This window comes from Streptomyces laculatispora (assembly GCF_017353455.1).
Lineage (GTDB): Bacteria > Actinomycetota > Actinomycetes > Streptomycetales > Streptomycetaceae > Streptomyces > Streptomyces laculatispora.
The window spans coordinates 1-15,457 of the sequence record NZ_JAFMPZ010000105.1; the positions used below are offsets into that span (position 1 = coordinate 1).

At 70.4% G+C, this 15,457-nt stretch carries 17 protein-coding genes and 1 other RNA gene; 10 read left to right on the forward strand and 8 right to left on the reverse strand.

The window, feature by feature from the left end:
* Both J1C73_RS06235 and rnpB read left to right on the forward strand, forming a co-directional pair.
* Nucleotides 1–212 (forward strand): WHG domain-containing protein (locus J1C73_RS06235; protein ID WP_207315444.1); only part of this gene is annotated, 212 nt, incomplete at its 5' end.
* Between the two features lie 56 nt (nt 213–268).
* Nucleotides 269–670, forward strand: an RNA gene (gene rnpB / locus J1C73_RS06240) — RNase P RNA component class A.
* A gap of 113 nt (nt 671–783) precedes the next feature.
* Here rnpB and J1C73_RS06245 read toward each other — a convergent pair.
* A complete protein-coding gene (locus J1C73_RS06245) occupies nt 784–1,830 on the reverse strand; it encodes a GNAT family N-acetyltransferase (protein WP_207315445.1) in 1,047 nt (348 codons plus the stop codon).
* Between the two features lie 59 nt (nt 1,831–1,889).
* On the reverse strand, nt 1,890–2,093 hold the full coding sequence (locus J1C73_RS06250; RefSeq protein ID WP_207315446.1) for a hypothetical protein: 204 nt from the start codon (nt 2,091–2,093) through the stop codon (nt 1,890–1,892).
* Nucleotides 2,094–2,386: 293 nt separating this feature from the next.
* Here J1C73_RS06250 and J1C73_RS06255 point away from each other — a divergent pair, with 293 nt between their 5' ends.
* The 4 genes from J1C73_RS06255 to J1C73_RS06270 are packed head-to-tail and all read left to right on the forward strand — an operon-like array spanning nt 2,387 to nt 4,639.
* The gene (locus J1C73_RS06255; protein ID WP_207315447.1) at nt 2,387–2,785 is read left to right on the forward strand and encodes a peptidase inhibitor family I36 protein; all 399 of its coding nucleotides are present in this window, start codon (nt 2,387–2,389) and stop codon (nt 2,783–2,785) included.
* Nucleotides 2,786–2,809: 24 nt separating this feature from the next.
* On the forward strand, nt 2,810–3,232 hold the full coding sequence (locus J1C73_RS06260; protein ID WP_207315448.1) for a peptidase inhibitor family I36 protein: 423 nt from the start codon (nt 2,810–2,812) through the stop codon (nt 3,230–3,232).
* A gap of 25 nt (nt 3,233–3,257) precedes the next feature.
* The gene (locus J1C73_RS06265) at nt 3,258–3,671 is read left to right on the forward strand and encodes a peptidase inhibitor family I36 protein (protein ID WP_207315449.1); all 414 of its coding nucleotides are present in this window, start codon (nt 3,258–3,260) and stop codon (nt 3,669–3,671) included.
* Nucleotides 3,668–4,639 (forward strand): hypothetical protein, encoded by a 972-nt coding sequence (locus J1C73_RS06270; protein WP_207315450.1) that lies wholly within the window; start codon nt 3,668–3,670, stop codon nt 4,637–4,639. Before J1C73_RS06265 ends, J1C73_RS06270 begins: the two co-directional genes overlap by 4 nt.
* Before the next feature lie 463 nt (nt 4,640–5,102).
* On the opposite strand, the gene J1C73_RS06275 is transcribed toward J1C73_RS06270, so the two are convergent.
* A complete protein-coding gene (locus J1C73_RS06275) occupies nt 5,103–5,492 on the reverse strand; it encodes a VOC family protein (RefSeq protein WP_207315451.1) in 390 nt (129 codons plus the stop codon).
* Between the two features lie 145 nt (nt 5,493–5,637).
* On the reverse strand, nt 5,638–6,300 hold the full coding sequence (locus tag J1C73_RS06280) for a ScbR family autoregulator-binding transcription factor (protein WP_207315452.1): 663 nt from the start codon (nt 6,298–6,300) through the stop codon (nt 5,638–5,640).
* Between the two features lie 125 nt (nt 6,301–6,425).
* Between J1C73_RS06280 and J1C73_RS06285 the strand changes: the two genes are divergently transcribed.
* Complete coding sequence (locus tag J1C73_RS06285; RefSeq protein WP_242643797.1) at nt 6,426–7,490, forward strand: ScbA/BarX family gamma-butyrolactone biosynthesis protein; 1,065 nt, start codon at nt 6,426–6,428, stop codon at nt 7,488–7,490.
* Nucleotides 7,487–8,419, forward strand: coding sequence for an NAD-dependent epimerase/dehydratase family protein (locus tag J1C73_RS06290; RefSeq protein WP_207315453.1), 933 nt, complete (start codon nt 7,487–7,489; stop codon nt 8,417–8,419). Before J1C73_RS06285 ends, J1C73_RS06290 begins: the two co-directional genes overlap by 4 nt.
* Nucleotides 8,420–8,458: 39 nt before the next feature.
* On the opposite strand, the gene J1C73_RS06295 is transcribed toward J1C73_RS06290, so the two are convergent.
* The 3 genes from J1C73_RS06295 to J1C73_RS06305 form a co-directional block, all read right to left on the reverse strand.
* The gene (locus tag J1C73_RS06295; protein ID WP_207315454.1) at nt 8,459–9,343 is read right to left on the reverse strand and encodes a PhzF family phenazine biosynthesis protein; all 885 of its coding nucleotides are present in this window, start codon (nt 9,341–9,343) and stop codon (nt 8,459–8,461) included.
* 62 nt (nt 9,344–9,405) lie between these two features.
* Nucleotides 9,406–9,873, reverse strand: coding sequence for a lamin tail domain-containing protein (locus tag J1C73_RS06300; protein WP_207315455.1), 468 nt, complete (start codon nt 9,871–9,873; stop codon nt 9,406–9,408).
* Nucleotides 9,874–10,059: 186 nt separating this feature from the next.
* A complete protein-coding gene (locus tag J1C73_RS06305) occupies nt 10,060–10,833 on the reverse strand; it encodes an SDR family oxidoreductase (protein ID WP_207315456.1) in 774 nt (257 codons plus the stop codon).
* Between the two features lie 360 nt (nt 10,834–11,193).
* On the opposite strand from J1C73_RS06305, the gene J1C73_RS06310 reads away from it, so the two are divergent.
* The gene (locus J1C73_RS06310) at nt 11,194–12,828 is read left to right on the forward strand and encodes an alkaline phosphatase D family protein (RefSeq protein WP_207315457.1); all 1,635 of its coding nucleotides are present in this window, start codon (nt 11,194–11,196) and stop codon (nt 12,826–12,828) included.
* Nucleotides 12,829–12,874: 46 nt separating this feature from the next.
* Here the strand turns inward: J1C73_RS06310 and J1C73_RS06315 are convergent, their stop codons facing one another.
* Nucleotides 12,875–13,873 (reverse strand): Gfo/Idh/MocA family protein, encoded by a 999-nt coding sequence (locus tag J1C73_RS06315; protein WP_207315458.1) that lies wholly within the window; start codon nt 13,871–13,873, stop codon nt 12,875–12,877.
* Between the two features lie 78 nt (nt 13,874–13,951).
* Here J1C73_RS06315 and J1C73_RS06320 point away from each other — a divergent pair, with 78 nt between their 5' ends.
* Complete coding sequence (locus tag J1C73_RS06320) at nt 13,952–15,277, forward strand: multidrug effflux MFS transporter (RefSeq protein WP_207315459.1); 1,326 nt, start codon at nt 13,952–13,954, stop codon at nt 15,275–15,277.
* The last annotated feature ends 180 nt before the right edge of the window (nt 15,278–15,457 follow it).

The following is a 15,457-nucleotide window of genomic DNA, read 5'->3' on the forward strand; positions in this document are numbered from 1 at the left end:
CCACCGGCCGCCGCCTCCCCCCGGACCTGGAGGAACGCGCCGCGGCCCCGCTCTTCCGCGCCCTCGCGGGCGACGAGGCCCGCGCACGTGCGGCCTGGGCCTTCGCCCACGGCATGGTCGCGATGGAGCTGAACGGCCGCTTTCCCGCGGGCTCCGATGTGCCGGGGGCCTGGGCGGCCGGGATCGCGGCCTTCGGCGCGGCCCGCGCCTGACGCCTCCGCGCGGTTCCGCGCCACCACGGGGCAGGTAGCATGGGCGCCACGGCAGACGAGCCGGGCGGACGGCCGCGTGAGGATCTTCGGACCCTCCCGAGGAACGTCCGGGCTCCACAGGGCAGGGTGATGGCTAACGGCCACCCGGGGTGACCCGCGGGACAGTGCCACAGAAAACAGACCGCCTTGGACTTCGGTCCTCGGTAAGGGTGAAACGGTGGTGTAAGAGACCACCAGCGCCTGGGGCGACCCAGGCGGCTAGGTAAACCCCACCCGGAGCAAGGTCAAGAGGGGCCGTCGCAAGAGGGCCCTGCGCGAACGTTCGAGGGCGGCCCGCCCGAGTTCGCGGGTAGACCGCACGAGACCGGCAGCAATGCCGGTCCTAGATGGATGGCCGTCTCCCCGGCCGCCGCGAGGCGACCGGGAGACAGAACCCGGCGTACAGCCCGACTCGTCTGCCGTCTCTTGCGGCTTTGCTTGTGAAAGGGCCTCCGACCTGCGTCGGAGGCCCTTCACGAGTGATCTCTTTCCGGGCCTCACACCCAGCCGGTACCAACTGGCGGATCCGGGCTCAGTCGATGGTCGGCGGCTCAAGGAGAACATCGAGTTCGAGCTCGTACAACGTTTCCACAGGACGGAATCCGAGGCGGTCGTTGACGGCGCGCATCGCGTCGTTCACCTCGGCGGTCCACGTGTGGACGTGTTCGGCGTGCGGAAAGTGCTTGGCGAGCAAGCGGAGGTTGGCCACTTTGGCCCGGGTACCGAGCGCCCGGCCACGGTGGGTGCGCAGCACGAACGTGTCCTCCTGCAGAACCTCCCGATTCCCCCCGCCCATCACGCACATCGAGGTGTACCCGGCGGGCCGGCCCTTGGGATCAAGCAGGAGCGTGGTGACAAGGCTGTAGCCCTGGTCGAGCAGCCGCTGCTGCATGCCGCGCACACGCTCGGCGTCGTAGACGAGCGGTTCACGGCTGAGCTCGCCGGACGGGACAGCGACGGCCATGAGTGTGTGCAGTTCGGCGAAGGCATCGATCAACTGGGGCGGAGGCAGCCCCACCCAGCCGACGGCCTCGTAGCCGACGGAGCGGGCGGCGGCGTCGCCCTCAAGCCGGCGCAGACGAAGCTCGGCCGGGGGAAGGTCCAGCAGCAGCCTGAGTTCGGTGTGCTTGGCAGCGAAGCCGAGCGCGACCGCGAAGCGACCGCCTGGGCTCTCAGCCAGGGCGGCCTCTCCGGAGCCGACCGCGTTCACCTCGGCCGCGAGCAGGCGGCGACCCTCGGCGAGGGCGAGGTCGCGGGCATGGATGAAGAGCGCCGTACCCACGCCTTGGTGGCGGGCGCCGGGTGGCACACTCACCTCGATCTTGGCCGTATGCGTGTTCTCCCGGCGCGGCAGACCGAGCAGCAGCGCACCGAGGCACTCCATGCCCTGCCACGCCCCGTAGACGCGCCGGTCGGTGTTCGGGTTGGACTCGTTTTCGCGCAGGGAGGTCAGCAGTGCGTCCCGCTCCTCGACCACCGGCGCCTCACGGTCCGCGCTCGCGCCGGCGCGCAGGGCCCGGTACACGGCCTCGGCCCGGTCTTCGTCGTGCGGGTCCAGCCTGCGGATGTCCATGTCCATCGCCGCACGGTATTCAGGGGGTTCGGGCTACGCAACGAGGTTTCCTGCCGGCATGGACTTCAGCTGGTCGCCGATGCCTTTTCTTCCCCGTTGCCCGATGTCAGCCCGGCGAGCGCGCGCTCGGCGGCCTGTACCTGGCCGCGTGCCTCCTCGACCGGATCGCCTCCTGCGCCGCCCGTGCCGCTCTCGTCACCGACGCGTACGGGGTCGTAGCCGATGGAGGCGTGGAAGGCGGCCACCGCAGGCTGCGCCGGTGACTGCACGAGTGGCGCACCACAGTCCGGCCCCGGAGAGCGCGAAGGCGCCCACCGCGAGGACGGCCACTGCTCTGCGCCGACGCGCGATGCCGCCCTTCCGGACTTCGTCCGACACGCCGACTCCCTCCCGTTTGAACGTAGTTGAGCTACCCGCAGGCGACATGGGCCCATCAGTTGAACACCCCTCCTGGCGATCGTCAACAAACTTTTACTTCCCGCCACGTTGACTCAAAGTGGCTCTTGAGTAGTGGGATTGTCGACTGATCTACTCGATCGCCGACCCAGAAGGGGATGAGTTCATGCCAAGAATGCGGAGTGTCGGCCTCGTCGCAGCAGCCGTGGGTGCACTGCTCCTCGGCGGCGCGAGCGCGGCCAGCGCGGGCAGCTACAACGGCTCCTGCGAGAGCGCCGGCGGCGAGATCTGCCTGTACCGCAACTACGAGTTCGCCGGCGGGCTGTACGACACGGTCTACAGCAAGACGAACTACGACGGCTCGACCTACTACGGCACTTCCACGCTGATCGACAACACCCTGTCGTCAGCCAAGAACATGGACATGGTCAACAACGTCGGGTTCTACTCCGGCAAGAACTACACGGGAACCCTGGAGTACCTCCCGGCCGGCCTGTGGCTCCGCTACGGCGAGGACACCGCCTCGTCGCACTGCTTCAGCAGCAACGCCTACTGCCCGATCTGACCGATCCGACTGAAGGATTCCACTGTGAGGAACTTCAAGAGAACCGCGGCGATCCTGGCTGCCGCGGGTGCGCTGCTCGCCGGTGCCGCCGGGACCGCCAGTGCCGGCAGCTACAACGGCTCCTGCGAGAGCGCGGGCGGCGAGATCTGTCTGTACCGCTACGCGAACTTCGGCGGCAGCCTTTACGACACGGTCTACAGCAAGACGAACTACAGCGGTTCCACTTACTACGGCACCTCGGTGCTGATCGACAACACGATCTCCTCGGTCAAGAACCGCGACTACATCAACTCCATCGATGTCTTCACCGGCCAGAACTACACCGGCCTGCAGGTGCACGCCGACCCGGGCCTGGACCTGTGGGACATGGCGGTCTTCTGGGACGGCGCCACGGACGACGCGATCTCCTCCCACTGCTTCAGCAGCAACGCCTACTGCCCGTCCTGACCCGTCTGACGAGGAGGATTCCACTGTGAGGAACTTCAAGAGAACCGCGGCGATCCTGGCTGCCGCGGGTGCGCTGCTCGCCGGTGCCGCCGGGACCGCCAGTGCCGGCAGCTACAACGGCTCCTGCGAGAGCGCGGGCGGCGAGATCTGTCTGTACCGCAACGCGAACTTCGGCGGCGGCCTCTACGACACGGTCTACAGCAAGACGAACTACAGCGGTTCCACTTACTACGGCACCTCGGTGCTGATCGACAACACGATCTCCTCGGTCAAGAACCGCGACTACGTCAACGCGATCGACGTCTACACCGGCCAGAACTACACGGGCGCCAGGACGCACGCCGACCCGGGCCTGGATCTGTGGGACATGGCGGTCTTCGGGGACGACAACGCGGTCTCCTCCCACTGCTTCGAGAACAACGCCTACTGCCCCGGATGATGATCACACGCAACAGAACGGGCGGGCTGCTGCTCGTCGCCGCTCTCGTCTGGACGGCCGCGGGGTGCTCGTCCGGCGACAAACCCGGGGTTTCCGCCGCCAACGCGCAGGCGTACACGTCGCAGCCGTCGAAGACCTGGGGCGGCGTGGCCATCAGCCTGCCCGTGAACTCGTACACGGTTACCGCCCAGGAACGGGAGGTGCTCAGCCAGGCCGTCGCCACTCTGGCGAACGACTGCATGAAGGAGTACGGCTTCGACTGGCCGGCTCCGCTGCCGCCGTCGCCCCGGAACCTGAACGCCAACGCCCGTCTCTACGGGGTGACCGACCCCGAGTCGGTGGCCGTCTTCGGCTACCATCCCCCGCTTCCGAAGGGGATGACGGCCCGCCAGGCCGAGCAGGAGACCGTCAAGCAGCGCGCGCACTACGCGAACGTCTCGCCCGCCGCGATGACGCTCTACAAGGGCGAGGGCCCGTCGTCGGTGAAGGGCAAGAACGTCCCCAAGGGCGGATGCCTCGGTGAGACGCGCCGAAAGCTGGGCCTGAGCGATGCTGCCACCATCGACGCCACTTTCAACAAGGTGAACCTCCAGGCCTCGCAGCAGGCGGCCAACAGCCCCCGGGTCAGCAGCCTCAACCAGCGCTGGGCCGCGTGCATGAAGGAGTCGGGGCACCACTACGAGGACCCGCTGGCGGCCGCCGGCGATCCGGCGTGGACGGCCGGCGAGGGGGGCGAGGGAAGCCAGGACAGCGACGCCGCTGGAACGGCGAAGCCGCGGGAGATCACCGTCGCCTCCACGGATGTGAAGTGCAAGCAGCGGGTGGACTACGTCCGCGTCCACTCGGCGGTGGAGGCCGAGTTCCAGAACAAGCTGATCGAGAAGAACGTCACGGCGCTGTCCGCGGCCCGTGACACCTGGAAGTCGGCGCTCACCAAGGCGAACGAGCTCATGGCGAAGAGGGGCTGACGGCCCTGGGGTGAGAACCGCGCCCCAGACCGTTTCGCTCACCGGCCTCTGCCCGGCACGACCGACCAGCCACGTCGGATCGTCCGGAGTGCCGTGCCGGTGGGCGGCCCCGTCGACGCATCGGGCCTTCGCGGTCCGCACCGCGGTACATGGCGGCCTGCGGTGATCTTCGTCGCGCACACTCTCTCGGACAGGGCCTGGGCGGAGCCTTCGTCCATCGCGAGCGTGCTCCGGATGCCGTGCCGCACGAAAGCGCGTGTCCGTTCCCCCCGCCGGACGCGCTCCGCCCGGCTGATCGGCACGGGAACCGCGTACCGGCGCTCGCAGATGTCGCGGACCAGGTCCGCGGGCGCACCGAGGTCCAGCAGCAGTCGCTGGTGAACCTCCGCCAGCCGCTCCCGCCGCCTCCATTGGGATCTCCACCACGGCGATGAGGTCGAGCCGTTTCCCACTGTCGCCGAGGTCAGCGACGGTTCGCGCCATGACTCAGGACATTGATGACACGGCCGTTCGGATCACGTACGAAGAAGCGGCGCACGCCCCATTCCTCGTCGTGCGGGCCGTACACGATCTCCGCTCCGGCGCTCACCAGCGCCGTGTGCGCCGCGTCCACGTCCGTCACCTCCACGCTCATGTCCGGGGTGACCGGTGCGGTCTTGTCGGCGGTCATGACGCTGACCTGGGCGACGGGTTGCGAGGGTGAGGCGAGCGTCATGATCCAGCCCTGGTTCATGACCTCCTCGAACCCCAGCAGCCCGTAGAACGCGGCATTGGCCCGCATGGCGTCGGCCTCGCCGTCGGGACCCGGGCCCGCTTCGACGGGGATGTTGGGGACGACGCGGCGGACGGACATCGGCTGCTCCTGTCACGTAACTGACTTCGTGTCACCGACAGTACGGGCGGCGCGGACGGGCTGGTACCTCCGCACCAGCAGGGCCGCACGGTTCATTCCCGACCGCGCGGTCTGCTTTCGTCCGCCAAGCAGCCGGTTCAGGCGTTCAGTTGAGGGTGCCGACCTGGCTGGGTACGGTTTCGAGGGTGCGGAGCAGACGCTCACCGCGATCTTCGGCCATATCCAGAGTGGCCAGAACGGCCGGTGTCGAGATGCTCGGCAGGACGTAGTGCAGCAGGACCGAGATGCGCCGGCCGAGGTCCTCGCGGTTGGACAGGACCTGGGACATCACCTGGATCCCCGAGAAGGAACCGGCCAGCATCTCGGCGGTCTCGCCCGGGTCGACGTGCGGCAGCAGCTCGCCCTGGCCCTTCGCGGCCCGCAGCAGGTGTTCGAGCCGGTCTATCCAGGCACGGAAGGGCATGCCCCGGTCGAGCCCCTCCACGGCCTGGTCCATGGCCAGGCCGACACTGGCCCGTACCAGCGGCTCATGGCGCAGACGGTAGGCGAGGATCATCCCCTGGTCCACCAGTTCCTGGAGCTTGGTCAGCTGCGCGGGCAGCGGGTCGCTGTGCAGCTGTATGTCCATCACCCCGAGCGCGAGGTCCTCCTTCGAGGCGAAGTGGAAGTAGAGCGCGCCCTTGGTCACCCCCGCCCGCGCGAGGATCTCGCTGATGGTGGCGCTGCTGTAGCCCCGCTCGTCGAACACCTCGGCGGCCGCCACCAGGATCGACCGGCGGGTCTGGATCGCGCGCGCCTGTTGTGCCATCAGCTTCTCTCTAGTGGTGGCGGGGTCGGTGTCACATGGGGTTGGCTGGAAAGTAAAACCGGGCTGTCAGTATCTTACTGCGGGGCGGCTCGGCTCTATGACTCGGATCCTCCTGGGGGAACTTCATGGTTCAGATCACCTCACGCAGTGCTTCGGTATCGGCCGGGATCGTCGGGGCCGAGGGGGCCACTGGTCACGCCGAGGCCCCCGGCGGAGCTCCGGACTCCGCCACCGCCGCCGGAATGGAGCAACCGGTGCGAAGAGGGAGTTCCCAGGAACGCCTGAGACAGCTGGTCCACCGGCCCGACGCGCAGGACGTTTTTCCCACCGGACTGACCAGGCTGACCGACTCCCAGTTCTCGGTGTCGGCCCACTGGCCGCGGTCCCACCGCTTCTTCGCCCCGGTCGCGGGCCGCCACCAGGACCCCCTCCTGATCGCGGAGACCATGCGGCAGACCACCATGCTGATCGCGCACGCCGAGTTCGGTGTACCCCTCGGAGACGCCTTCGTGATGTGGGAACTGCGGTACGTCTCCGAGGCCGAGCGCCTCGTTCTGGGCGAGGAACCCTGGGACATCACGGTGGACGTGTCCTGCTCCCGGATACAGCGCCGCGGCCGGAGCCTGGGCTCCATGCACCTGGAACTCCTCCTGCACCGCCGCGGCACCGTACTGGCCTCCGGCGGCGGGCGGATCAGCTGCACCTCGGCGAGGGCGTACCAGCGGGTGCGCGGTGACCGCGGCGCCATGCTCGGCGCGCGCATACCCCTCCTGCCCGCCGTCGCTCCCAGCACGGTGGGCAGGACCTCCGAGCAGGACGTCGTCCTCGCGCCCGCGGCGGCCCCCGGCACCTGGGCGCTGCGGCTCGACACCCGGCATCCGACACTGTTCAGCCACGCCAACGACCACGTGCCGGGCATTTTGCTGCTGGAGGCCGCCCGGCAGGCCGCCCAGGCCGCCTCTCCCGGCCGCACCTTCCTCCCGACATCGATAGAGGCCGACTTCCTCCAGTACGTGGAACTCGACCGTCCCTGCTGGATCGAGGCCCTGCCCGTCCCCGCCGACGGCACCTCGCCCGCCGGGGTACGCATACGGGCCGTCCAGAACGACGAACCCGCCTTCATCTGCACCCTCCGCACGCCGGATCTCCTTCAGGCCGGCCTCAGCGACACCCGGAGCCGCCGCCCATGACCACGCGCATCCTCATCACCGGCGCGGCCGGATTCGTCGGCAGCCGGGTGGCCGCCGCCGCTCGCGCCACGCCCGGTGTCAGCCTCCGGCTGATGACCCACCGGACCGAGCTCGACGCCTCGGCCGCCGGCCCCGGCGTCGAGACGGTCCACGGGGATCTCGCCGATCCCGGGACGCTGCGCGGCAGCTGCGAGGGCGTCGATGCCGTGATCCACTGCGCGTCACACATCGGCTCCGGTGAGCAGACCGCCCGGACGGTCAACGAACACGGCACCCGGGCCCTGGTCGACGAGGCCGTCCGCAGCGGCGTCGGCCGGATCGTCCAGCTGAGCACCGCGTCCGTCTACGGCCGGGGCCCCTTCACGGCGCTGCTCCCCGGTATGGCCGAACCGGCCCCCGCCTCGGCCACCAGCCTGACCCGGGCCGCCGCCGAACAGCACGTCCTCGCGGCCGGGGGGGCCGTCCTGCGCCCGCACATCGTCCACGGGGCGGGGGACCGGTGGGCGATCCCCGGACTGGTCGCCCTGCTGCGGTACCTGTCGGCCGGGCCCGTCGGCTGCGACGCCCGTCATTCGATGATCGACGTGGGGACGCTGGGCCGTGCGCTGCTCGGGGCGGCACTCTCCCCGAAGCAGCCGGCCGGCGTCTACCACGTGAACCATCCGCAGCCGGTGACCTGTTCGGAGCTGCTGTCGGAGGTCCTCACCGGACTCGCGCTGCCGTGGGCGCGGACGGAGATCGGACTGGACGAGGCCCGCGCCCGGCTGGCCGGTGTCCCTTACGCCAAGCACCATTTCGAGATGCTCACCGTGGACCACTGGTTCGCCGACGAGCGGGTCTGGGGGGACTTCGACTGCGTACCGGGTCCGGACTTCCGTACGTCCTTCGCCGAACACGCCCCCTGGTACCGGAAGTTCCTCAGCCGCTGAAGGGCCGCCGGTGGGCGGGCGCGCACCCCGGCCGGTGCCTCACGCCCCGGCCGGTGCCGGGATCCTGGTGCCCGTCCCGCTCACCCGTACCCGGGTGTCGCCCGCCCGCAGGGTGACGGTGAGCGTGCCGGGCCGGCCCATGTCCTCGCCCTGGTGGAGGGTCAGCCCGGCGGCGTCCGGGACCAGGGACAGGGTGCGCAGATACGCGCCGAAGGCGGCGGCCGCCGCACCCGTCGCCGGGTCCTCGACCACCCCGCCGACCGGGAACGGGTCGCGGACGTGGAAGACGCTGTCCGAGGCACGCCACACCAGTTGCAGCGTGGTCAGGTCCAGCCGGTGCATGAGTGATTCGAGGCGCGCGAAGTCGTAGTCGAGCGCGGCCAGCCGCTCACGGGTCGCGGCGGCCAGCACCAGATGCCGGGCGCCCGCGTAGGCGATACGGGGCGGCAGGGCCGGGTCGAGATCGGCGGCCGGCCAGTCCAGGGCGGCCAGCGCCTCCGTCAGATCGTCCGGGGCGATGTCCGTGACATGCGGTTCCACGCTGGTGAGGGTGGCCCGCAGCTCGGTGCCCTCGCGGACGACGGTGACCGGCACCGGTCCGGCGGCGGTGGCGAACTCCAGGTCCCCGGGGCCGTCCCGTTCGGCGAGGGCCAGGGCTGTCGCGACGGTGGCGTGCCCGCAGAAGGGGACCTCGGCCTTCGGGCTGAAGTAGCGGATCGCGTAGCCGCGTGCGCCCGGCGCCGCCGCCTCGGTCCGCCCGGTCAGGAAAGCCGACTCGCTGTAACCGAGATCCGCCGCCACGGCGAGCATCGCCGTCTCGTCGAGACCGGACGCGTCCAGCACGACGCCGGCCGGATTGCCGCCCTCCGGGTCGGCGGAGAAGGCGGTGTAGCGCAGGACCGGGGAGTGGGAGGGCTCGCTCATGTGCCGCACAACCGTGGCGCGGTCCGGGGTATTCCCGCAGGTCCCGGACCGCGCCGGCCGGCTCAGTGGCAGTTCTTGGTGCCCTTGCTCGACTTCGTCCAGGAGCAGGAGTCCAGCTGCTTGCCGTTCGGCTTGATCAGCCGCGCCTTGTCACCGGTGTTGTTCCAGACGTACGAACCGCGGTTCCAGTACACATGGCCGGAGCTGACCTTGCCCCTGCCGGTGTGGACCTTGACGGTCTTGCCCGCGCTGACGTTGTAGCTGCCGAAGGTGAAGGTGTAGCCGGTGTTGTCCTTGAGCTTGTAGCCCTTGAGCTGCACCTTCGACTTGGTGTTGTTGTGGATCTCGACCCATTCGGCGTTGAGCGAGCTGTTGGAGCGGGTGTCCTTGCCGGGGCTGTCGTACTGGATCTTGCCGAGGTGCACTCCGCCCTGGTGCGCGGCGGCCGAGGCGGGCGCCGCGATGAGCAGCGAGCCGGCGAGGGCGGTGGTTGCGGCCAGAGCGAGAGGCGCCGCGGTGCGTATGCGCATTCCGTGTTCCTTATATGGAGTTCCGGTGAAGAACAGTGAGCATAAGGGCAGCACGCGCTTGCCGGACCGGCTGGGGTGCCTTTCCGGCCGATGTTGGTCGCTCCGGCGTGATGGTTGGTCAGTTCTGTTGCGTTCGAGGGCTGTTCGCGACCGGCTCCGCTGATTCTGGCCGGCTCCGGTCGACGGTCAGCCTCGGCCCACGTACGGCATGGCCGTCGCCAGCACCGTTGCGAACTGGACGTTCGCCTCCAGCGGCAGTTCCGCCATGTGGACCACGGTCCGCGCCACGTCCGCGGCCGCCATCACCGGCTCCACGGCCAGCTCGCCGTTGGCCTGGAGGATTCCGGTCCGCATCCGCTCGGTCATCTCGGTCGCCGCGTTGCCGATGTCGATCTGCCCGCAGGCGATCCGGTACGGACGCCCGTCCAGCGACAGCGACTTCGTGAGGCCGGTCAGCGCGTGCTTGGTCGCGGTGTAGGCGACCGAGTGCGGGCGCGGCGCGTGCGCGGAGACCGAGCCGTTGTTGATGATCCGTCCGCCCTGCGGGTCCTGCTCCTTCATCTGGCGGTACGCCGCCTGCGCGCACAGGAACGCCCCCGTCAGGTTCACGTCGACCACCGTGCGCCAGTCGTCGTACGCGAGGTCCTCGACCGGCACGCCGCCCGGACCGAAGGTGCCCGCGTTGTTGAAGAGCAGATCGAGACGGCCGAAGGACTCGCGCACCGAGGAGAAGAGCGCGTCCACCTCCCCGGGGCGCGAGACGTCGGTGGGGACGGTGATCACCCGGGCGTGCTCACCGGCCAGCTCGGCGGTCCCGGCGAGCGGTTCGGGGCGGCGGCCCGCCAGCGCCACCGACCAGCCGGCGCCGGTCAGGGCGAGGGCCACCGCACGGCCGATCCCGGAGCCCGCGCCCGTGACCACGGCCGTCTTCGCCTCGGAGCTCAACAGTTTGTTGCTCATGGTGCGGCAGCGTACGCCCAGGGTCCGGGCCGGGCGAAGGGTCCCGGCCGTCCTCCCGTCCGGCGGCCGCCCCCTCGTCCGGCGGCCGTCCGGCCGCCGGTGCGGTCCGGTCGAACGGTGCCTCCGGATGGCGGGTTCGCGCTCCCCGGAGTGATTCCGGCACGGGCACCGGCGATTCCCCGGCCGTCCGGCCCGGAGTTAATGATCATGGTCCTGGGCGCATATGCGGAGTTTGCCCCCGGGGACCCATTCCTGCCGCATTCCTCATCCCGGCGACGCCCGCACGACGCGAGCACGACAACCGCCGGATGTGCTGGGCCGGTGGACTTCCCCTCACATCACCAGTCAGGGGAGGGACAGATGACGCACTCATCGCACCAGCAGGAGCAGGAGCTGCGCGACGCCGCCCGGCACACGGGCCGCCGTCGTTTTCTCACCGTCACCGGTGCAGCCGCCGCGCTCGCCTTCTCGGTCGGGCTGCCGACCGCGGGGGCCGCGGGCGCCGCCGAGCTGGACGCCCGGCAGATCGGCGAGGACCCGTTCACCCTCGGCGTCGCCTCCGGCGACCCGCTGCCCGACTCCGTCCTGCTGTGGACGAGGCTCGCCCCCCGACCGTACGAGCCCGACAGCGGACTGCCCCGCGCCCGCGTCGAGGTGCGCTGGGAGCTGGCCCGCGACGAGCGCTTCACCCGTGTCGTCCGGCGCGGCTCCGCCACCGCCCACCCGGAGTTCCACCACAGCGTCCACGTGGCGGTCAGGGGCCTGGACGCCGACCGCGTGCTCTACTACCGCTTCCGCGCCGGCAAGTGGACCAGCCCGGTGGGCCGGACCCGCACCGCGCCCGCCCACGGGGCCCGCAACAGCGAACTGCGCCTGGCCGCCGTGTCCTGCCAGGCCTACCACGACGGCTACTTCACCGCCTACAAGCACCTCGCCCAGGAGGACGTCGACGTCGTCTTCCACCTCGGTGACTACCTCTACGAGTACGCCGTGACCGCGACCGGCGGGGCCCGCAACTACACCGACCGCACGTTGCCCGCCCTCTTCAACCGGGAGACGGCCACGCTGGAGGACTACCGGCTGCGGTACGCCCTCTACAAGTCCGACCCCGATCTGCGCGCCGCCCACGCCGCGCACCCCTTCGTCGTCACCTGGGACGACCACGAGACCGAGAACAACTACGCCGGGGACATCCCCGAGAACGACGTGCCGCCGGAGGAGTTCCTGATCCGCCGGGCCGCCGCCTACCGGGCGTACTGGGAGAACCAGCCGCTGCGCGCCCCGCAGCGGCCGACCGGCCCGGACATGAGGCTCTACCGGCGCCTGCAGTTCGGCCGGCTCGCCCAGTTCGACATCCTCGACACCCGCCAGTACCGCAGCGACCAGGCGTACGGCGACGGCTGGCAGACCCCCGGACCCGAGTCCGAGGACCCGGCGCGCACCCTGACCGGCGCCGCCCAGGAGCGCTGGCTGATCGACGGCTGGCGCCACTCGCGGGCCACCTGGAACGTCGTGCCGCAGCAGGTCACCTTCGCCCAGCGGCGCGACGTACCGACCGACGCCTACAAGCTCTCGATGGACTCCTGGGACGGATACCCGGCGTCCCGGGACCGGATCCTCAAGGGCGCCGAGGCCGCCGGGGTGGACAACCTGATGGTGCTGACCGGCGATGTCCACGTCGGCTACGCCTTCGACCTGAAGCGGGACTTCGACGACCCCTCGTCCCGCACCGTCGGCACCGAGATCGTCGCCACGTCCATCACCAGCGGCAAGGACGGCTCGGAGAAGCCGGCCAACTGGAACAACCTGACGCAGGCCAACCCGCACCTGAAGTTCTACAACGGACGCCGCGGGTACGCCGTCGTCACGCTCCAGGAGCGGCAGGCGCGGGCCGACTACCGCACGGTGGCCGCCGTCACCAAGCCCGGTTCCCCCGTCACGACGGCCGCCTCCCTCGTCACGGAGGTCGGGAACCAGGGCCTCACCCCGGCCTGATCCGCACGAGCGGCCCTGGAGCGCGACCGCCGCCCCGGGCCGCTCGTCAGAGCGCGTCCACCGGGTAGCGGACGCCGATGCGCTCACGTACCGCGTCGAGCGTCCGCATCACCGCGAGCGACCCGTCCAGCGGTACCAGCGCGGACTCCGTCTCGCCCGCCCGGATCGCCCGCATCACCTCGGCCGCCTCGTACTGCATCCCCGACAGGCCCTGCGGGCCCGGCCCGGAGGTGATCTCCTCGGGCTCGCGGTCCGCCCGGTGCAGCACGAAACGCCGCGGGTAGAAGAAGCTGTCCGGGAAGTCGATCCGCCCGGCCGTCCCGATGACCGTGGCGGCCGTCGGGTGGTGCCCGACGATCGAGCAGGCGAGCAGGGCGGTGGCGCCCGAGTCCCAGCCCAGCAGCATCCCGGTGTTCAGGTCGACGCCCTCCGGCGACAGCAGCGCGTCCGCCTGCACCCGGTCCGGCTCACCCAGCAGCAGGTGCGCGAACGACACCGGGTAGACCCCGAGGTCCAGCAGCGCACCGCCGCCCAGCGCGGGATCGCGCAGCCGGTGCCCGGCGCCGAAGTCACCGGCGAAGCCGAAGTCGGCCTGCACGGTACGGATCTCGCCGATCGCCCCGTCCCGCACCAGCTCGGTCATCCGCCGGATGACCGGGTTGCAGTACGTCCACATGGCCTCCATCAGGAAGAGGCCGCGGTCCCGGGCGAGCTTCACCAGGTCCAGCGCCTCGGACTCGTTGAGCGTGAACGCCTTCTCGCACAGCACGTGCTTCCCGGCCTCCAGCGCGAGCGTGGCCGCCTCCCGGTGCGCCGAGTGCGGCGTGGCCACGTACACCACGTCGACCTCGTCGTCGGCGACGAGGTCGGCCCAGCTTCCGTACGCCCTGGGTATCGCGAAGCGCTCGGCGAACGCCTTCGCCGAGGTGTCCGTACGGGAGGCGACGGCCACCACCTCCGCATCGGGCATCGCCAGCAGGTCAGCGGTGAAGGCCGCCGCGATGCCACCGGTCGCCAGCACGCCCCAACGGACAGTCCTGCTCATGCACGCTCCCAAAAAGGTATCGACCATTCCCGCTGAGCTGAGAGCATAGAGGCGGATTCAACAACAATGGAGATGAGAATGCCGGAGAGCGGCGTCAGCCGGGCCCAGCACGCACACATAGCCGACACCGGCGCCGGGACCGGACTTCCCGGCGGGCCCGTCACCTCTCCGCCCCGGCAGGCCGCCACGGCGGCGGCCCGGCGCACCGGACTTCTCGTCACCCTGGTCCTCGGCGGTCTGACCGCGCTGCCGCCGCTGTCCATGGACATGTACCTCCCGGCGCTGCCCGCCGTCACCGACGCGCTGCACGCACCCGCCTCGACCGTCCAGCTCACCCTCACCGCCTGCCTCACCGGGATGGCGCTCGGCCAGGTCGTCGTCGGACCGATGAGCGACCGCTGGGGCAGGCGCCGTCCGCTGCTCATCGGCATGATCGTCTACGTCTTCGCCACCGCGATCTGCGTCTTCGCCCCGACCGTCGAACTCCTCATCGGCTTCCGGCTGCTCCAGGGCCTCGCGGGCGCGGCCGGCATCGTCATCGCCCGTGCGGTGGTGCGTGACATGTACGACGGCATGGAGATGGCCAGGTTCTTCTCCACACTCATGCTGATCTCCGGCGTCGCCCCGGTCATCGCCCCCGTCATCGGCGGACAGGTCCTGCGGATCACCGACTGGCGGGGCATCTTCGCCGTCCTCACCGTGGTCGGCATCCTCCTCACCCTGGTCGTCTGGAAGTGGCTGCAGGAGACCCTGCCGGCCGGGGAACGGCACACCGGCGGCATCGGCGACGCGCTGCGCACCATGCGCGGGCTGCTCGCCGACCGCGTCTTCACCGGCTACATGATCGCGGGCAGCCTGGCCTTCGCCGCCCTCTTCGCGTACGTGAGCGCCTCGCCGTTCGTCGTGCAGGAGATCTACGGCGCCTCGCCGCAGACCTTCAGCCTGCTCTTCGGCGTCAACTCGGTCGGCCTGATCGTCGTGGGCCAGATCAACGGCAAGATCCTCGTCGGGCGGATCAGCCTCGACAAGGCACTCGGCTTCGGGCTCGGTGTCATCGTGCTGGCCGCGACGGCGCTGCTGCTGATGACGTCCGGGGTCTTCGGCGACGTCGGACTCCTCCCGGTGGCGTCCGCACTCTTCGTCCTGATGTCCGCGATGGGTCTCGCGATGCCGAACACCAACGCGCAGGCCCTGATGCGCACCAAGCACGCCGCCGGGTCCGCCTCCGCGCTGCTCGGTACGTCGTCGTTCCTGATCGGCGCCGTCGCCTCGCCGCTCGTCGGGATCGCGGGGGAGGCGACGGCCGTACCGATGGCCGTCGTGCAGCTCGTGTGCGCGGTGGGCGCGATGACGTGCTTCCTGGTGCTGTGCCGGCCCTGGCAGCAGGTGGCCGCGAGGCCGTGACGGGCAGCGGGCCGGGCCGTGCCGCGTGAGGCGTACGGCCCACCCGCGGGTCTGCGGGCCGGCCGTCAGTCCACCGGGACCGACTCCGCCCGCGGATAGCCGATCAGGTGCAGCCGCTCCTTCTCGTCCGTCCAGCGGAACAGGCCGACCCCCTGTGCCCCCTCCGCGGAGGGCACCCGC